This window comes from Aneurinibacillus sp. REN35, from assembly GCF_041379945.2.
Taxonomy (GTDB): Bacteria; Bacillota; Bacilli; order Aneurinibacillales; family Aneurinibacillaceae; genus Aneurinibacillus.
In genome coordinates this window covers 1-16,028 of record NZ_JBFTXJ020000013.1, presented here as the reverse complement: position 1 = coordinate 16,028, position 16,028 = coordinate 1, and the positions used below count along the sequence as shown (strand labels likewise).

Annotated in this window: 16 protein-coding genes; 15 read left to right on the top strand and 1 reads right to left on the bottom strand. The window is 44.3% G+C overall.

All coding sequences use genetic code 11. The annotated features are described in order from the left end of the window. The first annotated feature begins 90 nt into the window (after positions 1 to 90). The 12 genes from AB3351_RS18940 to AB3351_RS18885 all read left to right on the top strand — a co-directional run bounded on the left by AB3351_RS18940 (position 91) and on the right by AB3351_RS18885 (position 11,883). Positions 91 to 834, top strand: coding sequence for a dolichyl-phosphate beta-glucosyltransferase (locus AB3351_RS18940; RefSeq protein ID WP_373270239.1), 744 nt, complete (start codon positions 91 to 93; stop codon positions 832 to 834). After that, positions 824 to 1,807 (top strand): lysylphosphatidylglycerol synthase transmembrane domain-containing protein, encoded by a 984-nt coding sequence (locus AB3351_RS18935; protein ID WP_371148723.1) that lies wholly within the window; start codon positions 824 to 826, stop codon positions 1,805 to 1,807. Before AB3351_RS18940 ends, AB3351_RS18935 begins: the two co-directional genes overlap by 11 nt. 69 nt (positions 1,808 to 1,876) lie before the next feature. Further along, the gene (locus tag AB3351_RS18930; RefSeq protein ID WP_371148722.1) at positions 1,877 to 3,469 is read left to right on the top strand and encodes a hypothetical protein; all 1,593 of its coding nucleotides are present in this window, start codon (positions 1,877 to 1,879) and stop codon (positions 3,467 to 3,469) included. An 80-nt stretch (positions 3,470 to 3,549) separates the two neighbouring features. Then, entirely contained in the window at positions 3,550 to 4,521 is a 972-nt protein-coding gene (locus AB3351_RS18925) for an LCP family protein (RefSeq protein ID WP_371148721.1), read from the top strand. A 38-nt stretch (positions 4,522 to 4,559) separates the two neighbouring features. Beyond that, positions 4,560 to 5,171 carry a DedA family protein gene (locus AB3351_RS18920; RefSeq protein ID WP_371148720.1) on the top strand — a complete coding sequence of 204 codons (612 nt, stop codon included), beginning with the start codon at positions 4,560 to 4,562 and terminating at the stop codon, positions 5,169 to 5,171. A 166-nt stretch (positions 5,172 to 5,337) separates the two neighbouring features. Then, positions 5,338 to 5,868: a DUF3993 domain-containing protein gene (locus AB3351_RS18915; RefSeq protein WP_371148719.1), complete on the top strand. Its 531-nt coding sequence runs from the start codon at positions 5,338 to 5,340 to the stop codon at positions 5,866 to 5,868. 159 nt (positions 5,869 to 6,027) lie between these two features. Next, positions 6,028 to 6,153: a hypothetical protein gene (locus AB3351_RS18910; protein WP_371148718.1), complete on the top strand. Its 126-nt coding sequence runs from the start codon at positions 6,028 to 6,030 to the stop codon at positions 6,151 to 6,153. A gap of 165 nt (positions 6,154 to 6,318) precedes the next feature. Then, the gene (locus AB3351_RS18905) at positions 6,319 to 7,122 is read left to right on the top strand and encodes a motility protein A (protein WP_371148717.1); all 804 of its coding nucleotides are present in this window, start codon (positions 6,319 to 6,321) and stop codon (positions 7,120 to 7,122) included. After that, complete coding sequence (locus AB3351_RS18900; protein ID WP_371148716.1) at positions 7,097 to 7,867, top strand: flagellar motor protein MotB; 771 nt, start codon at positions 7,097 to 7,099, stop codon at positions 7,865 to 7,867. The genes AB3351_RS18905 and AB3351_RS18900 overlap by 26 nt, the downstream gene beginning before the upstream one ends. A gap of 104 nt (positions 7,868 to 7,971) precedes the next feature. Then, a complete protein-coding gene (locus AB3351_RS18895) occupies positions 7,972 to 8,784 on the top strand; it encodes a hypothetical protein (RefSeq protein WP_371148715.1) in 813 nt (270 codons plus the stop codon). A 118-nt stretch (positions 8,785 to 8,902) separates the two neighbouring features. Further along, positions 8,903 to 9,967 carry an AI-2E family transporter gene (locus tag AB3351_RS18890; RefSeq protein WP_371148714.1) on the top strand — a complete coding sequence of 355 codons (1,065 nt, stop codon included), beginning with the start codon at positions 8,903 to 8,905 and terminating at the stop codon, positions 9,965 to 9,967. Between the two features lie 164 nt (positions 9,968 to 10,131). After that, complete coding sequence (locus AB3351_RS18885; protein WP_371148713.1) at positions 10,132 to 11,883, top strand: N-acetylmuramoyl-L-alanine amidase; 1,752 nt, start codon at positions 10,132 to 10,134, stop codon at positions 11,881 to 11,883. 125 nt (positions 11,884 to 12,008) lie between these two features. On the opposite strand, the gene AB3351_RS18880 is transcribed toward AB3351_RS18885, so the two are convergent. After that, positions 12,009 to 12,521: a type 1 glutamine amidotransferase domain-containing protein gene (locus AB3351_RS18880; protein WP_371148712.1), complete on the bottom strand. Its 513-nt coding sequence runs from the start codon at positions 12,519 to 12,521 to the stop codon at positions 12,009 to 12,011. 148 nt (positions 12,522 to 12,669) lie between these two features. On the opposite strand from AB3351_RS18880, the gene acpS reads away from it, so the two are divergent. Genes acpS through AB3351_RS18865 form a run of 3 tightly spaced genes read left to right on the top strand, consistent with a single transcriptional unit; the run spans position 12,670 to position 15,778 of the window. Then, the gene (acpS, locus tag AB3351_RS18875; RefSeq protein WP_371148711.1) at positions 12,670 to 13,077 is read left to right on the top strand and encodes a holo-ACP synthase; all 408 of its coding nucleotides are present in this window, start codon (positions 12,670 to 12,672) and stop codon (positions 13,075 to 13,077) included. A gap of 40 nt (positions 13,078 to 13,117) precedes the next feature. Further along, complete coding sequence (locus tag AB3351_RS18870) at positions 13,118 to 14,698, top strand: NAD(P)H-hydrate dehydratase (RefSeq protein ID WP_371148710.1); 1,581 nt, start codon at positions 13,118 to 13,120, stop codon at positions 14,696 to 14,698. Positions 14,699 to 14,746: 48 nt separating this feature from the next. Beyond that, on the top strand, positions 14,747 to 15,778 hold the full coding sequence (locus AB3351_RS18865) for a DUF4367 domain-containing protein (RefSeq protein ID WP_371148709.1): 1,032 nt from the start codon (positions 14,747 to 14,749) through the stop codon (positions 15,776 to 15,778). Positions 15,779 to 16,028 lie beyond the last annotated feature (250 nt).

Sequence of the window (16,028 nt, the reverse complement as noted above, 5' to 3'; positions counted from 1 at the left end):
AGTGTAAATTCGCACCATATACATCGCTTTTATGTTTACTATATAATTGTTATCTATGTAAGAAACCATGGAATAAGGGACGTGTTCGAAGTGGAGTTATCGGTTGTCATCCCTGCATACAACGAAGAAAAACGTATCATATATACCCTAGAGACAATCATGCCATTTATGGACCATCATTTTTCCGATTTCGAGGTGCTTGTCATAGATGATGGAAGTACAGATCGTACAGTTTCTATTGTTGAAAGCTTTATGCATCCCCAACTGCATGTAGTGTCGCTTAAGCAAAATATGGGCAAGGGAATGGCATTAAAGCATGGAATGCTTTTGGCTAAGGGGAAGTATATCTTTTTTATGGATGCCGACCTGCCGTATCCGCTTACGAGCATTCATGAAGCGTTGGCTGTTTTTTATACCAGAAAAGCGGATATTGTGCTAGGAGCGCGTGATTTATATGAGGGAAAGTCGGATATACCTTATCCCCTCTCTCGTAAAGTTGCATCGGCTATGTTCTCGCGATTTATTAATGCGGTGCTCGGCCTAGGTATTCCTGATACACAATGCGGTTTCAAGGGGTTTACCCGTGCGGCGGCGCGGACAATTTTTCCGCAGTTGACGATTCAAGGCTTTGGATTTGACTTTGAAATGCTATTTTTGGGGCGCAAATATGCGTATGATATTGAAAGAATCCCGGTTAATCTTAGGCATTCCGCTGATTCAAAGGTACATATGATGAGAGATTCCTGGGTGATGTTCCGGGATGCTCTTCGGGTTCGGATGAACGATTGGAATGGTGTATATAATAAGCTAAAGGAAATGCGGCATGAAGGGTAAGTGGTTGCAGCTTGCAGGAAGCCTGTTGATTACGTGTTTGTTTCTCTTTCTAGCCTATCGCAGTTTAGATACGTTGAATCCTGTGCATCTTCTGCAGTATCCGATTCATTATCTGTATGTAATACTTGCCATCTCAGCTTATGCGGCAAGTCAGTGGTTCCGCGCGTTATCCTGGACAAGAGGGCTTGCACCTGATATCCCTCTTCGCGCAATGTTTGCATCTGTCTGCATGGGAAACGGTGCGAATATGCTGCTGCCATTTCGGATGGGTGAGGCGGTTCGCGTGATTACTGCAGGGCGGGTGAGACAGGAGTATGGGGTCGTCAGCATGAATTTGGTAGTGGAGCGTATGGTTGATGTTTTAATTCTTGCTCTGCTAGCTGTGAGTGCAGCTTTTTTCGTTCCGTTTGAATCTGTGGTAGAAGCGAAACTTGCGTTCCTTCGCAAGGCGTTGCTGGCAGCGATAGCAGGGGGCGGCGTAGCCCTTATGCTTGTATTTAGATTCCGTGCTCGTATTCTTGCTTCTGTACATATACCGTCATTCATGCGAAGAGCGATCGGCCTTGTCGTACAGTGTCCGCTATTGCAATCTCCTTGGGTAGGAGTACGTGTGCTATTTTATATAGGATGTTCGTGGGCATGTGTCTACATATCGACTGTATTCGGGTTGATGGCGGTAGGAATCTATGATCATACGGCCTGGATAGCAAGCTTAGTTGTGGTCGTGATGACGAATTTGATTATGCTGATTCCATCTGCTCCAGGCGGAATAGGCGTGTTCCAATATGCATGTATTTATTCGCTTTCTTTGTTTGATGTGCAGTTGTTTCAAAAAGCGCTTCTATCGGTATTGCTGCATTTGATCCAATATGTCGCACTGCTTCCGCTTACACTGTATTACTTTGTGCGAGGAGAGTGTACACTACGGGACGTTTATCGCAGCGCTACAGGACGGCAGCGGTTTTCAGAGTAGGAAAGGATGAGGAAGACAGGTGAAGTCCTGTCTTTTTTTCTGCAAAAGTATAAAGAAAGGAGAAGCGAAATGAATGAAAATCACATAAGAAAAAATGGATGGTGGTTTTGGGGATTGCTTGGTATCGCTTTTGGGCTAAAATTCGGTTATGAAGCATTTCGCTATTATCCAATATTAGATGATTGGATTCAATATGGCGTTTTCCAGCAGTATGCACATCCATTTCAAGAGGTATTCTTAAGCTATACGTATCATACACGTCCGCTTGCCTCACTATTTGACTTGTACATATGGGGGAAATTCTGGCCTGATCTAAGTTGGGCATTTATTCTGCTTACCATCCTTCACTTTGCGAGTTGTTATCTGTTGTATCGGATTTTTCGCCAATTGGGAATTGCTCTAGGTGCAGGGACTGCCATTATTTTCGGCTTGATTCCGTTAGCGAGTGAGGGTGTATACTGGATTTCGGCCTCGTCACGCGTGCTTGTTGGCGTATTTCTTATGCTCATCTCCCTTTTTTTTCTGGTGCAAGCTCTTAAGGGACCGAGAAAAGTTGGCAGCTTGATCGGATTTTTTATATTTCAGCTTCTTTCCTTCGGTATGTATGAGCAGATCATAGCGATGGGGGCGGGCAGTGCTATTGCTATCCTGCTTTGGAAGGGAAGGCAGCGGCTTGTATGGCTTCCTATTCTAAATGTTGTGATCATTGGGCTATATTACGTGGTATTCAAAGAAGGAGGAAATGCAGCAACTAGAGGTCAGATCGTCCCGCTAGAGCGGCTTCTCGTTCATACGGGAGGCGTTTTCCATGAATTTTACGATATCGTCGTGCTGCTGCATGCTAAGTTTTACAGCATCGGTTTTGGACGTGGTCTTCGGCTGTTGGTGGAGAATCAATCGTACATGTATATGATTGCCATAAGTATTCTTTCGCTAGCTATCGGATGGACGGTGTTTCGTTTTCTCCATGCCAGACAGCAGCCATATCATCCGAAGGTACAACTTCTGGCTGGAGTGCTGCTGATAGTTCTTCCGCTTTCTCCGTTTTTTATTCTCGATAAGAGCGGTCTTGCCCTGCGCAATGTTCTTCCTCCGCTATTAGGGTTTGCGCTTTTCATTGATGGCTTGCTTCTTTTTCTTATAAAGAAGGAAAAAGGAAAACTCCTATACAGCGCCATTCTCGGCTGTTTGACATGTATATTTATTGTTGTTAATGTAGCAGACATTGTAGATTATAAGCGAGTGAGCCAGACCGATCGTTATGTTGCGGAGCAGATTATTGCACAAGGACATCAGAGTGGGAAGCTGGATGGGAATCATGCTATCTATTTGTTTGGAGCAGATAAGGAACTGGTAGAAGTTGGTGTGCCGTTTTTAAACCATGTTCGCAGTACCGCCAGCAGTGATTGGGCTCTAACCGGGAACGTTCGAGCGCTTGCCAATAACCGTTACTTTCCGACGGTGCGTCCCATTCTACAAAATGAAAAAATTGTGATAAATGAAGAAATGAAGCATGGTATTCTGCTTGGCCTAGAGCCGGATATGCGTGTTGTGCCGCTGCGGCTGGTAAACCGGGGTGAGACGTACGAGCTGCTGCGTCTTGATCATACGCGTTTTAACTCCGAAAGTATAAATATGGATAAAGTAAATGGAACAAAATAAAGATAGTGATGGAGCATTCCGGTGCGATATAATAGGAATGGTGTTTTGCTCACTGTAAAGAAAGGATGTTTTGTCATTCGATGAGAGTATTACGAAGCATATTGCGAATAAGTTTTATTGTGCTTCTATTAGGTGCAATTGGAATTGGCGGCTATTATGCTTATTCCTTCTACTCATTCACATCAAAGATTCAAAAGCCGGAGACTGCCACATCCATGCCGGAATGGACAGGTAAAGAACGGGTGAATATTCTCCTTATGGGCGTTGACAAGCGGCCGGATGAGGAATCAACACGTTCTGATTCTATTCTTGTAGCCAGTATTGACCCGGAGACGAAGAAAGCACAGCTTTTCTCTATTTTGCGTGACTCTTGGGTAGAAATTCCGGGATATCGCAAAAGCCGGATTAATACGGCATACGAAGTCGGCGGACCGGAGCTGATGGCGCAGACGGTCGAGAACCTGACGGGGTTACCGATTCAGTATTATGTAACGACTGACTTTAAAGGATTCGAAAAAGTTGTGGATGCGCTAGGCGGTGTGGATCTGTATGTAGAAAAAGACATGGAATATTACTTGTACGAGGAAAATGGCTATTATGATATCATTCTGAAAAAAGGACAGCAGCATTTAGATGGGCGAAAGGCTCTTCAATACGCCCGCTTCCGTCATGATAAGATGGGAGATTTCAGTCGGACAGAACGTCAGCGTAAGCTGCTTAAGGCACTTGCTCAGCAGGGCATGAGCGCGACAAGCATCTGGAAAGTCCCTCGTGTGCTAGAGGCTGTATCGCCATATGTTACGACTAACATGAGTTCAACGGATATGCTGCGTTTGGCTAATCTTGCATACAAGCTTGATGTAGAGCATTTGCAGACAGAACAGATTCCTCCGGCCAATATTTTGCGTGAGAAGACGGTGAACGGAGCCAAAGTAATTGATCCGCGCAAAGAAGAAACACAGGAATATATTAAAGAATTGTTAGAGAACCCGCTTGGAAGTGAGCCGGATCAAACGGGTATAAATGATACGGTAAAAAGTTCTACAAACTGATTCCGTGTATAGGATAGTTGGTAAAGGGGGACGAACATATGGGTGAGATTATCGAAGCCATCGGTTCTTGGATTACCGCTTTTATCGACTATCTTGGATACATGGGCGTCTTTTGGGGGATGTTTCTTGAAAGTGCCTGCATTCCAATCCCAAGCGAATTGATTATGCCTTTTGCCGGTTTTTTAGCTTCGCAGGGGAAGATGAACTTGCTTGCAGCTATTGCAGCAGGAAGCATAGGAGGAACATTTGGCTGTATTGTTGCTTATATCATTGGGTATAAGTATGGGCATCTGCTAGAAGGACCGCTCCGTTTTGTTGTGCCGCTGCATGAAGTTAGACGTGCGCAGCGCTGGCTTTCACGGCATGGGGACAGCGTGGGTTTTTTTACCCGCCTTCTGCCAGCGATACGCACATTTATTTCACTGCCGATGGGGATGGCACGAGCTCCTTTTCTTCGCTTTATTGTATACAGTTTTGTCGGTACGACAATTTGGTGTACGGCGCTTGCTTATGTCGGCTGGATACTTGGTGCGAATTGGACAGCAATTAAGACGTATTTGCATTATGGGGATGCGTTGGTTGTGTTCGGTGGTGCAGCATTGCTTGTGTATTATATATGGAAAAGAAAAAGAAGAAGTCGATTTGTTTGACAAGGACTCCTGGTTCGTACCAGGAGTCCCTTTTTTGTGCATGCGGCTTTCAAAGAAAGTATTTAGTGGTAAAGAGCAATAATTCCGGAATAATTATAATGTAAGGTTTGGTGCAGAGGAGAGACGTTCGCAGTCTTGTGCAATAAATGGGAAGGGGTTTTGACGAATGCGAAACATATGGAAAAGCGCTGCTATGTGTATGGTGGTCTTCGCTGTATTCTTTGCCCCAACGAGTACAATGCAGATAAAAGAAATGGCAGCAGGGGTCGGGACAGAGGCTTTGGCGGCACAGAGTACTGAACTGGATAGGGAAGCTGCACGCACTGTAATTCAGCAAGCGGCTGAAGCGCAGTTCGCATTGAATGAACCGATGACACGGCTTGAAGCGTTAGAGAAGGTTCGTCCATATATGACAGATGAATTCTCCCGTACATTTTTAGGTGAACGCCTCATGCCGGAGACGATAGGCCACAAGCAAGGACTGTGGTCGATTCCAGGCTCGGATGATATGTATTTATTTATGCCATCGTTCTCTTGGGATACACATACGGATGTGAAAATACAGAATGGTGTTGCTCATATATCACAGTATTTTCCGGCTGAAGAAGGACCATGGGAGACTCCAGCTCATACCGAAACAGTTGTACTGATCCAAGAAGAAGGAAGTTGGAAAGTAAATGAGGTACAATACAAGTAGATAAAAGCAACCAGCGCATAAAGCGCTGGTTTTTTCAATACGATATTTACTTTAAATTTGACAAAAAAGTTACAAAAATATTGACGTTTTTGTGAAGTTTAGAGTAAAATGATGGTAGCAATAGTAAAAATCTTTATGTAAAAAAGGAGCGGTTACAGTATGTGGAATGCAATTGTGATTGCTGAGATGGTGTTTACATCAGCTATGTGTGCTGTGATTCTGGCCCTCCCGTTCATTGCCAAAGCAAAAGAGGAATCTGTAGAAGAATTTGAGAATGACTATTAATAGAGAGAGAGAAAGGCGCCGTTTGGGCGCTTTTTTTATTTGTGTAAAAGAAGGGTCTTAATTTCGTTAAAAATCTGCTTGATTTTGACTCAGTTATGCCGATATATAGTAATGAGAACGAAAAAGATAGAAATTACCATAGTAAAGAAATAAGGGTGATGTCACATGGATTTAGCCTCAATTATAGGGATTGTGGTAGCTTTAGCGGCTGCGGCGTTTGGTTTTTTCTATGACGGTGGAAATATTGGGCTGTTATGGAGTGCAGCTTCTTTCGTATTGGTGTTAGGCGGTACGACCGGTGCGGTCATCCTTTCAATGCCGATGAAAGATGTGAAAAATATACCAAAATTGTTCAAAAAGTTGTTTACCGAACAAAAGATGGACTATATCGGTTTGGTAAACCAGATGGAGCAACTCGCAGGCAAAGCTCGCCGTGAAGGCTTGCTCTCGCTTGAACAGGAAATTGAACAGATTGATAATAAGTTTATCTCCCGCGGACTGCGCAGTGCTATTGATGGGGTGGACCAATCGGTGATCGGTGAGATGCTCGAATACGATATCTCCGCTATGGAAGCTCGTCATCAGCGTGGAGCCAAAATGTTTGAGAATGCAGGCGGATATTGTCCGACCATCGGGATCATGGGTACGGTTATGCACATGGTAGTTATTATGACACACTTAAATGAGCCTGAATCGCTCGGTCCTTCGATTAGTGCAGCGTTCCTTGCTACGCTGTACGGGGTTGCGTTTGCCAATCTGTTTTTCTTCCCGTTTGCTGAGAAGCTGAAGGCGAAATCAAGAGGCGAAGCATTGTACTTGACGATTGCATTAGAAGGAATTATCGGCGTTCAACAGGGGATGAACCCGGTTGCGCTGCGCGAAAAGCTGCTTGTCTTCCTTTCCGAATCGGAGCGCAATACTGAGACAGGCGGTGAAGAGGCTTATGTCCAAAAGGAAGCAGAGGCATGAGGAGCACGTTAATTTAGAACGTTGGTTGGTCTCTTATGCGGACTTTGTTACGTTATTGTTCATCGTTTTCTTGATTTTGTTCTCTATGAGTGCCGTGGATGCCCAGAAATTTCAGGCGTTGAAGGAATCATTCAGTGAAGTAACCGGATCAGGCGCTTCGCTTGTTATGCCTGCTCCTGGTTCGACGAGCACGCCGACAACAGATCGCAATACAGGCAAGACAAACAAAAAGAATCAAGTGGCGGCTGAGCAGGAGAAGTTTGAAGAAATCAAAGAAAAGATGGAGCAGTATACGAAAGCGAAGGGTCTTGACCAGAATGTGAAAGTGAACATTGACCAGAATGGGATTAATGTAACCATTACAGGTACGGTTTTGTTTGCTAATGGTGATGCAACACTGCAGCCGCAGGCCAAGATGATTGTTAAAGATATGTTCCAATTCATTAACTCAATTGACAATCCATTACGGATTGAAGGACATACCGACAATGTACCGATCCGTACGGCGCAGTATCCATCTAACTGGGAGTTATCTGCTGCCCGTTCTATGAATTTGGTGCGCTATCTAGCAGATGAATATAAGATCAAGCCGGAGCGTCTCTCCGGTGCGGGCTATGGAGAATATCGTCCGGTGGCTCCGAACAATACGCCGGATAGCCGGGCGCAAAATCGTCGGGTCGAGATTATGATTTTAAGTTCGAAAGCAGCGCAAGCAGATGCGCAAAAACCGCAGAGCAAGCACTAAGCTAGAAGCAGACATTTCTTTATTGGATGTCTGTTTTTTTTATTTGATAGACCAGAAGCAATCTTGGGTATAGAGAGAGAGACAAAAGTTGAGGGGGAAACCATATGCCTGAGTATTGTATTGATGCGGAGAGTACTTCCGCGTTTCTTTGGTTTGATGCGATACGGGGAAAAGATGCGTCGTATGAAAATAGCTCTGTGACGCTCCGCCTTGGTGAACATAAGATAATATGCCAGGGACGGTGTACAGATACAAAGGGAAAAACGGTGCTTTTTTCTACACGCATTGATGCTGAAAACATGGAGGAGGCTGTCGAGTCATGGGAGCATATCGCCGAATTACTGCTTGACTATGTTAGCTTTACCGCAGGATTCACAATGGCGCTAGATACCGTTGTATACGCATGTGAAGCCAACGGAGAGAAGCAGGTGAAGCATCATCTTGATCAAGAGATTATCTGCTATAATCCGGATTATGCACGGAAGGTACTAGGCGATACCATCAATAGTCTTCAAAGTGCGATGAGCTCGCCCCAGATTCGCAATGCCCTTCATTACATGCGCATTGCAGAAGAGTTGCAGCGCGACCCAAAATTACGTATGCTCATGTTTACCAAAGCATTAGAAGCCATTATCGGTCATGCGCGTAAACAATTGCCTTATGTGCTTAATGAATTAAATATCGATGCAACAAAAGATGATGTGCAGCGCATCATCCTTAATTTGCGCAATGCGTCCGACATCGCCCACTCACCAAACGACCCGAGCCTTCTTCATTCGGATTTTGATATTACGCAAAATACGCTCATGGAAGCGCATGAGTTGGTCTCGCATATTATTACGCAGGCCATGAGATATGTGGATGCAGGTAACGATTTAGCGAAACTAAAAGTGTCTTATTTTGACAATGATAAATAAATATAGAATGACAGCGAGAACAGTATGATAGAGTTCTCGCTGTTTTGGTTTGAAGAGAGGGGTCGATGTGTAAATCTATATATGCACGTATTTTATGCCGCAGTAGGAGAGGACAGATATGGTAAATCAGAACAAGTGGATAGTAAGAGGAGTGGTGCTGCTCCTTATTCTTACAATTATTTGGATGCTGTACCAGACAAGCTTTATTTTTCATCCCATTATTATTATCATTCGAGCCATTGCTCTTCCCTTCATTGTAGCAGGTGTTGGCTTCTATCTTATGCGGCCGGTCGTTCGGTGGGCCGAACGCAAAGGGATTAAGCGAATCTACTCCATTCTTTTTATGTACGTATGTATTATTGGCCTGCTTGTCGCCGGATTTTTCTTTATCCGTCCGTATTTGTTTAAACAGGTATCTGAAATGATTGAGCAAGCGCCGAAGCAGCTTGAAGAATGGGAACAGATGAAAATGAGCATGTCGCCGTTCCTTCAGGATACAATTAACGAAGCGTTTTCCGTAGCGAATGCAAGTATTGAAAAGATGAAACAACGAATAGGTGTACTTGTTCCATGGTTTTTTAGCACGTTGTTTTCGCTTGTTACCGTTCCGTTCATCCTGTTTTATATGCTGAGGGACGAGAAGAATTTTTGGAGGTTCATTAAGTATTTGATTCCGCAGAACAAGCGTGAACAAATTGATGGTGTATTATCTGAAATTGATGAGACGATAGGAGAATATGTTCGCGGACAGATTACGGTAAGTCTGATCGTTGGAATTTTACTTTTTATCGGTTATTACATGATTGGACTTGAATATGCGGCCATATTAGCAATTGTAGCGATGCTAACTAATTTTATCCCCTATCTTGGACCGTTTATCGCAGCGATGCCCGCGATTGTCGTAGCGCTCACAATGTCTCCGGGTATGATCGCAAAAGTAGTTATCGTTTCATTAATCGTCCAGATGATTGAAGGTAACATTATTACACCGCATATCATGGGCCGCAATCTTGAGATTCATCCGCTTACGATTATTGTGCTTCTATTATTTGCGGGAAGTTTGGCGGGAATTCCTGGTGTCATTCTTGCCGTGCCGGTCTATGCGGTAGTAAAAGTAATATATTGTCATATTTTTGAATATCTTCAGCCTAAGTTCCAGAACGATAACGCCTCATCTTATTAAGATGAGGCTTTTTTCATAGGTAAAAAATGTTCATTCTTTATGGCGAAAGTTGTACAATAAAAGAAAATATTTCCCAGAACAGCATATAATGCTAGGATTCTTTGTCGAAATGTAGGTGAAGTGGTCTTTTTGCGTTAAATTAAGAGAAAGAGAGAGGGTACAGAATGAGAAAGACACTATATGGGGTGGGAATACTTCTTCTTCTCTTCCTGGGGATATGGTCTACGGCAGTACAGGCAGCGGCTGCCCCGTCGATTCAACTGTGGATTAATGGGAACAATATTGAGCCGAAGGTGCCGCTGCAGCTGGTAAATGGCCGGACATTAATCCCAGTATATACCTTTGAAGAAGGTATGGGCATGAAAGTGCAGTGGAATGGAAAAACTCGTCAAGTAGTCATTGCGGAGGGCAGTAAAAAAATAGAACTGACGATCGGCTCAAAGACGGCACGTGTAAATGGTACAGTAAAAAAACTTGATACCGCACCTGTCATCATAAAGGACCGTACATTTCTTCCCTTTCGCGCAGTAGGTGAGTTGCTTGGAGCGGAAGTGGGCTGGGAAGATAAGACAAAAAGCGTTATTCTTAATGATCCGGTTCGGTTTCAAGTAAATGGACAAGCTGTAGCCGCAAAAACATTTCAGCAAAACAATGCATACTTTGTGGCGGCAAAGCAGATTGCTTCTGCAACCGGATACACATTCAGTGTAAAGAATGGAAAAGCCGTCTTTTCTAAAGGGGGCGAATCTAAGGAACTGTCGGCTGCCGCTTACAAAAAGATCGATGATGACATCGTAGTCCCTCTCTCCTTCCTTGAGGATCTAGCGGGGGGAGAAGGAAAATGGAATGCGAACAACACTACATACACAGTAAGCAGGTTAACTACACCTCCACCGAAGCCCGAAGCGCCTGCGGTGGGCAAGGTGAGGGAAATCCAACAGGTAGATGGAATCATTACTGTGCAGACAAGTGGAAAAGTACAGGCCAAAGATTTTGTGATGAGCAACCCCGATCGGATTGTAGTAGATGTATCGAATGCGAAGCTTGCCGGAGCTTCCATACCTACAAAGGGATTGCAGGAGCATGCGGCCATAAAGAATATCCGTTATAGCCAATTCAGCCAGGATGTAGTCCGAGTAGTAATAGAGCTGTCAGGTTCGGCAAAGTATGATCTGATACGAAGCTCATCCAGTGTCGGAGTAAAGCTTACAGATGTTCAAATCCCGCTGCCTTCTGTACCTTCGACTCCTCCTGTAACAGATCCCGTGGAAATTCCGCCGCCTGTTGTTACTCCTGGGGATACGACACCTGAAATTCCGAATCCGGTACCGCCAGCAGTTCCGTTATCATCTAAGCCGAAGGTAAAGGTTGTAATAGATGCCGGTCATGGCGGTAAGGATTTTGGCGCTTCTGGAAATGGATTAAGCGAGAAAAACTTAACCCTTGCAATGGCTCAACGAATTGCGGATAATCTTAGATCGGATGAAAAGTTTGAAGTGGTAGTGACACGCGATAGTGATGTAGAGCAGCGATTGATGCAGCAGGGAGTAAAGCAAGAGTTGGCAGAGAAAGTAAAAATCGCTAATGACAGTAATGCTGATCTTTTCCTTTCAGTTCATATCAATTCTGCCACAGCCTCTGCTAAAGGGACAGAGACATTCTACTATAGCTCGAAAAGCCAGTCTTATGCGTCGGTGATTCATAAAAAGTTGGTACAAGCGACCGGATTTACAGATCGAGGAGCTAAGGCTAGAAATCTATATGTCACTAGGAATACCCGTATGCCTGCGGTTTTAATTGAGATCGGATTTATCAGCAATCCGACTGAAGCAAAAGAAATGGCCAAAGAAGCATTTCAGCAGCGGGTTGCTGATGCTGTATATGAAGGCATTAAAGAATATGTAGCAAAAAATTAAAAGAAGAGGGGCTGTCTAAGAAGTCCCTTTATAAAGTAAAATGCACACAAAACAAAAACCCAAGAATGTTGATGTAACAGCATTCTTGGGTTTTCTCTTTATCAAGGTTTCGGCTACAATATGCTTTATTTCAGCAATGCAAGGGATTTGTCGATAAATGCCGGAATGTCGTCAGGCATGCGGCTGGTTACATAGTTTCCGTCAACAACAACTTCTTGGTCCTGAACATTGGCTCCGGCATTTTTTAAGTCCACCTGCACAGTCTTCCATGAAGTCATGGTTCTCCCTTTTACCCCTTCTGCTGTAATAAGCAGTTGTGGCCCATGACAGATGGCCATTACAGGTTTATTGTTTGTAATGAATTCCTTTGTGAATGCTACGACATTATCGTCAGCTCGCAGCTTATCCGGGGACACGCCGCCAGGAATGAAGAGGGCGTCGAAGTCGCCAGCAGATACATCGGTTATTGCGTGGTACGTTTTCTCTGTTCCTTTACCGTTTTCTCCTTTTAGTTCTTGCCCGGCTTTTGATCCGATAATATGAAGCTCATGTCCTTCTTTTTCGAACGCTTCTTTGGGTTTCATGTATTCATCTTCATTGAATAAATCTCCAAGTAGTACAGCAATTTTCTTAGCCATGGCTTTTCCCTCCCGTTATTTATGAATAATAGTAAAGTAACATCCATTGTTGCAGTACCCTTTCTATTTTTTTGTGAAACGCAGTTTTCATTCCAGTTCTGTTTTCTAATCGCGTATAATGAGGGAAAAATAAAGGAAGGGCAATGCAATGATCATTGGAACTGGAATTGACATTGTTGAACTTAAACGCATTCAAAAAATTTTGGAACGACAGGAGGAAACCTTCTTAGCCCGGATTTTTACGGAACAGGAGAGGGTGCGTGTGCCGAAGACGATGGCGCGTCGTGTTGAATTTGTAGCTGGAAGATACGCTGCTAAAGAAGCGCTTTCGAAGGCAGTAGGGACAGGGATAGGCAGACACTTCTCCTTTCAGGACGCGGAAATTCTGGCTGAAGAGAGTGGAAAGCCGGTTATTAACATGGATGCTTCACTGTTGGAGAAAATGACAGGGTGGCGCGGGTGTATGCTGCATGTATCCATTTCGCATAGCGAACAGTATGCGATAGCGCAGGTTATTCTTGAGAGACGAGAAGACTTGTCTGCATATCATGAATAAATCGGACATACATATATAACGCGGGTTAGGAGGGAGTAGTATGTACGTGGTGAGCGCGCAGCAAATGCGTGACATTGACCGGTTCACCATAGAGCAAATAGGAATCCCAAGCCTTGTATTGATGGAGAACGCTGGTGTGGCAGTTGTTCAGGAGGTAAGAAGGCGCTGGCCTAAGGGTCCGGTATTGGTACTGGCGGGCGCGGGAAACAACGGAGGAGACGGACTTGTTATTGCGCGTCATCTGCTCAATGAAGGACGTGAGGTAACCGTATGGCTATTCGGTGATGAGGCAAAACGCAGTCCTGAATGCAGACAGCAGCTAGAAATCATGCAAAATGTCGGCTATGATGTACAGTTCTGGAAAGAGGAATGTGCGCATATGCTTCAGGCGGATATCGGACAGGCGACAGTGATTATTGATGCTTTGTTAGGAACAGGAACCAAAGGAGAACTGCGTCCTCCCTATTCACTTGTTGTAGAGAGACTTCAGCACTGCAGGGGAGCTGTGGTTGCTGTTGATATTCCGACTGGAGTAAATAGTGATACGGGCGAAGCGGCACAGCGAGTCGTCAAAGCGGATATGACAGTAACCTTTGCCTATCCAAAATGGGGACATTTTCTTTATCCAGGAGCGGATTGTGTTGGTGAGATGGTTGTGGCTGATATCTCAATTCCGCCATATGTAGCTGATAAGTTTTCATTGTGTGATGCTGTGTTAACAGCAAAAGAATTACAGACCAAGCTGCCTCAAAGACACTCGTTTTCTCATAAAGGGACATATGGGCATACCCTTGTGCTTGCTGGATCAAAGGAAATGACAGGCGCTCCAGCGCTTTCTGCCATGGCGGGTTTGCGATCAGGCTGTGGTTTGCTGACGCTCGCTGTTCCTGAGCCGATTTTATCGGTTGTCGCAAGCAAGCTCAACGAACCTGTATTCTGGGAATGGCCTGCAGAGGAAGGGCATTTTGCACAAGACAGTCACGTCGATTTGAAGCAGCGTTTAGCATCGTTTGATACAGTAGCGATTGGGCCGGGGCTTGGCACGTGGTTAGGCGGTAACATGTGGCTGAAGGAATTGATCAGACAGGTCGAGGTGCCGCTGATTGTAGATGCTGATGCCTTAAATATGCTGGCGGAGAATACGGCAATCCTCAAAGAAAAGAAAGGCCCTATCATCCTTACCCCCCATCCAGGTGAGATGGGTAGGTTGTGCGGTTGTTCAACAGCTGAGATCGAGAAGGATCGTGTAGGATATGCGCGCTACTTTGCGGTGGAACATGCTGTCTATGTCGTTCTCAAAGGAACCTATACGCTTATTGCCACACCGGATGGAAAAGTTTTTATCAATACAACGGGAACCGCTGCGCTTGCAAAAGGCGGAAGCGGGGATGTACTGACTGGAATGCTGGCAGGCATGGTCGCACAAAAAGCGGCACAGCGTCAGGAGATCGAAGCGGGAATCCAACTGGCGGTATATCTTCATGGGGTAGCCGGCAGAATTTGCGGTGAAATGTCAATGCATGCTACTTTGGCAAGCGATGTTATCGACAAAATTGGAGCAGCGATAAAAAGCTTGTCATTTGCGGATGACGCACACGTTACAGATTTCCCAGGAAATTGACATGGGAACCCTTCTTTGTCGAAAATAGGCGAAGGAGTTGGAAACGGAATGAAGCGATTCTTCACTCAAAGCATGGCAGTCTTTAGTATTCTGCTGCTATTTTCACTGCTGGCAGCAGGGTGTGCGCCGAAATCATCTGGAGATGTTGCTGAAGATTTAGCGAAGAAAGTGGAGAAGATGTCGGGCTATAAGTCTAAAGCGTCCTTGGTAGTGCAGTCCGGAAAAACACCGCAGGAATATGAAGTGGAAGTGTGGCATAAAAAGCCGAATTTTTATCGAATTGCTCTGACGTCTAAGCAAAGAAATATTACTCAGATTATTTTGCGAAATAATGAAGGAGTTTTTGTACTGACTCCGCATTTAAATAAGAGCTTTCGTTTTCAAAGCGAGTGGCCGGAGAAGCACGGGCAAGTATATTTATATGAATCCCTTGCTAAAAGCATTGCTAACGATGCCGCACGGAAATACCAAGGAGAAGGCGAACAATATTCATTCGAAGTAAAGGCTGATTATCAAAATCGTTCATTGACTACACAGAAGATTACACTGAACAAATCTTTGGAGCCAACACGTGTAGATGTTATGGATACGAATATGAATCCTATGGTCACTGTACAGTATAGTTCTTTTACTGTGGATCCGAAATTTGATGGAGATGCTTTTGATAAGGAACGCAATATGCAAGCAGCGATTTTGGATTCGATTCCGGCCATGGCTGATTCTTCTGTCAAAAAGCAGGAGGGAAGCTTTGGTGTGATTGAGCCTACGTACCTTCCTAAAGGTGTAGCATTAAAAGGTATTGAGAAGGTAAATACTGAAGAAGGAGCACAGATTGTTTTAACGTATAAAGGAAGTCAGCCCTTCGTTATTACAGAAAATAAATCGCGGGCTTCTACAGTCAGTTTGATCACAGGTGAGCCTGTAGATTTGGAGTACACGGTCGGTGTGGTAGTAGGAGATGCGAAGAAAACGCTGCGTTGGGATTACGACGGGATAGAGTACATGGTTTCATCGGGCGAAATGCCTTTAGAAGAAATGGTGAAAGTAGCAAAATCAATGTTTAATCAAGTAGGGAAGTAAGGGTGGGTTATCCGCCCTTTTTCTTTTTTTGAAAAAGTTGTTGACTAATTTATTTCTTTTGTGATAAATTATTTCTTGTCGCCGCGAAAAAACGGAGTCAAATAACTGCAATTTTTTCTAAAAAAAACATTGCAAAAGTTTTAGTGGTTTGATAGAATGTAAAAAGTCTCATCTTAAAAATAGAGACAAGCTTATTAAGTTCCTTGAAAACTGAACAGTGACACTCGATGTGTGCGAGTAAATATATCTG

Coding starts and splice junctions, on each gene's coding strand:
- AB3351_RS18900 (WP_371148716.1), top strand. CDS start 7,097: ATGTCCAAAAGGAAGCAGAGGCATGAGGAGCACGTTAATTTAGAACGT.
- AB3351_RS18885 (WP_371148713.1), top strand. CDS start 10,132: ATGAGAAAGACACTATATGGGGTGGGAATACTTCTTCTTCTCTTCCTG.
- AB3351_RS18890 (WP_371148714.1), top strand. CDS start 8,903: ATGGTAAATCAGAACAAGTGGATAGTAAGAGGAGTGGTGCTGCTCCTT.
- AB3351_RS18905 (WP_371148717.1), top strand. CDS start 6,319: ATGGATTTAGCCTCAATTATAGGGATTGTGGTAGCTTTAGCGGCTGCG.
- AB3351_RS18910 (WP_371148718.1), top strand. CDS start 6,028: ATGTGGAATGCAATTGTGATTGCTGAGATGGTGTTTACATCAGCTATG.
- AB3351_RS18920 (WP_371148720.1), top strand. CDS start 4,560: ATGGGTGAGATTATCGAAGCCATCGGTTCTTGGATTACCGCTTTTATC.
- AB3351_RS18935 (WP_371148723.1), top strand. CDS start 824: ATGAAGGGTAAGTGGTTGCAGCTTGCAGGAAGCCTGTTGATTACGTGT.
- acpS (WP_371148711.1), top strand. CDS start 12,670: ATGATCATTGGAACTGGAATTGACATTGTTGAACTTAAACGCATTCAA.
- AB3351_RS18870 (WP_371148710.1), top strand. CDS start 13,118: ATGTACGTGGTGAGCGCGCAGCAAATGCGTGACATTGACCGGTTCACC.
- AB3351_RS18880 (WP_371148712.1), bottom strand. CDS start 12,521: ATGGCTAAGAAAATTGCTGTACTACTTGGAGATTTATTCAATGAAGAT.
- AB3351_RS18915 (WP_371148719.1), top strand. CDS start 5,338: ATGCGAAACATATGGAAAAGCGCTGCTATGTGTATGGTGGTCTTCGCT.
- AB3351_RS18895 (WP_371148715.1), top strand. CDS start 7,972: ATGCCTGAGTATTGTATTGATGCGGAGAGTACTTCCGCGTTTCTTTGG.
- AB3351_RS18930 (WP_371148722.1), top strand. CDS start 1,877: ATGAATGAAAATCACATAAGAAAAAATGGATGGTGGTTTTGGGGATTG.
- AB3351_RS18865 (WP_371148709.1), top strand. CDS start 14,747: ATGAAGCGATTCTTCACTCAAAGCATGGCAGTCTTTAGTATTCTGCTG.
- AB3351_RS18925 (WP_371148721.1), top strand. CDS start 3,550: ATGAGAGTATTACGAAGCATATTGCGAATAAGTTTTATTGTGCTTCTA.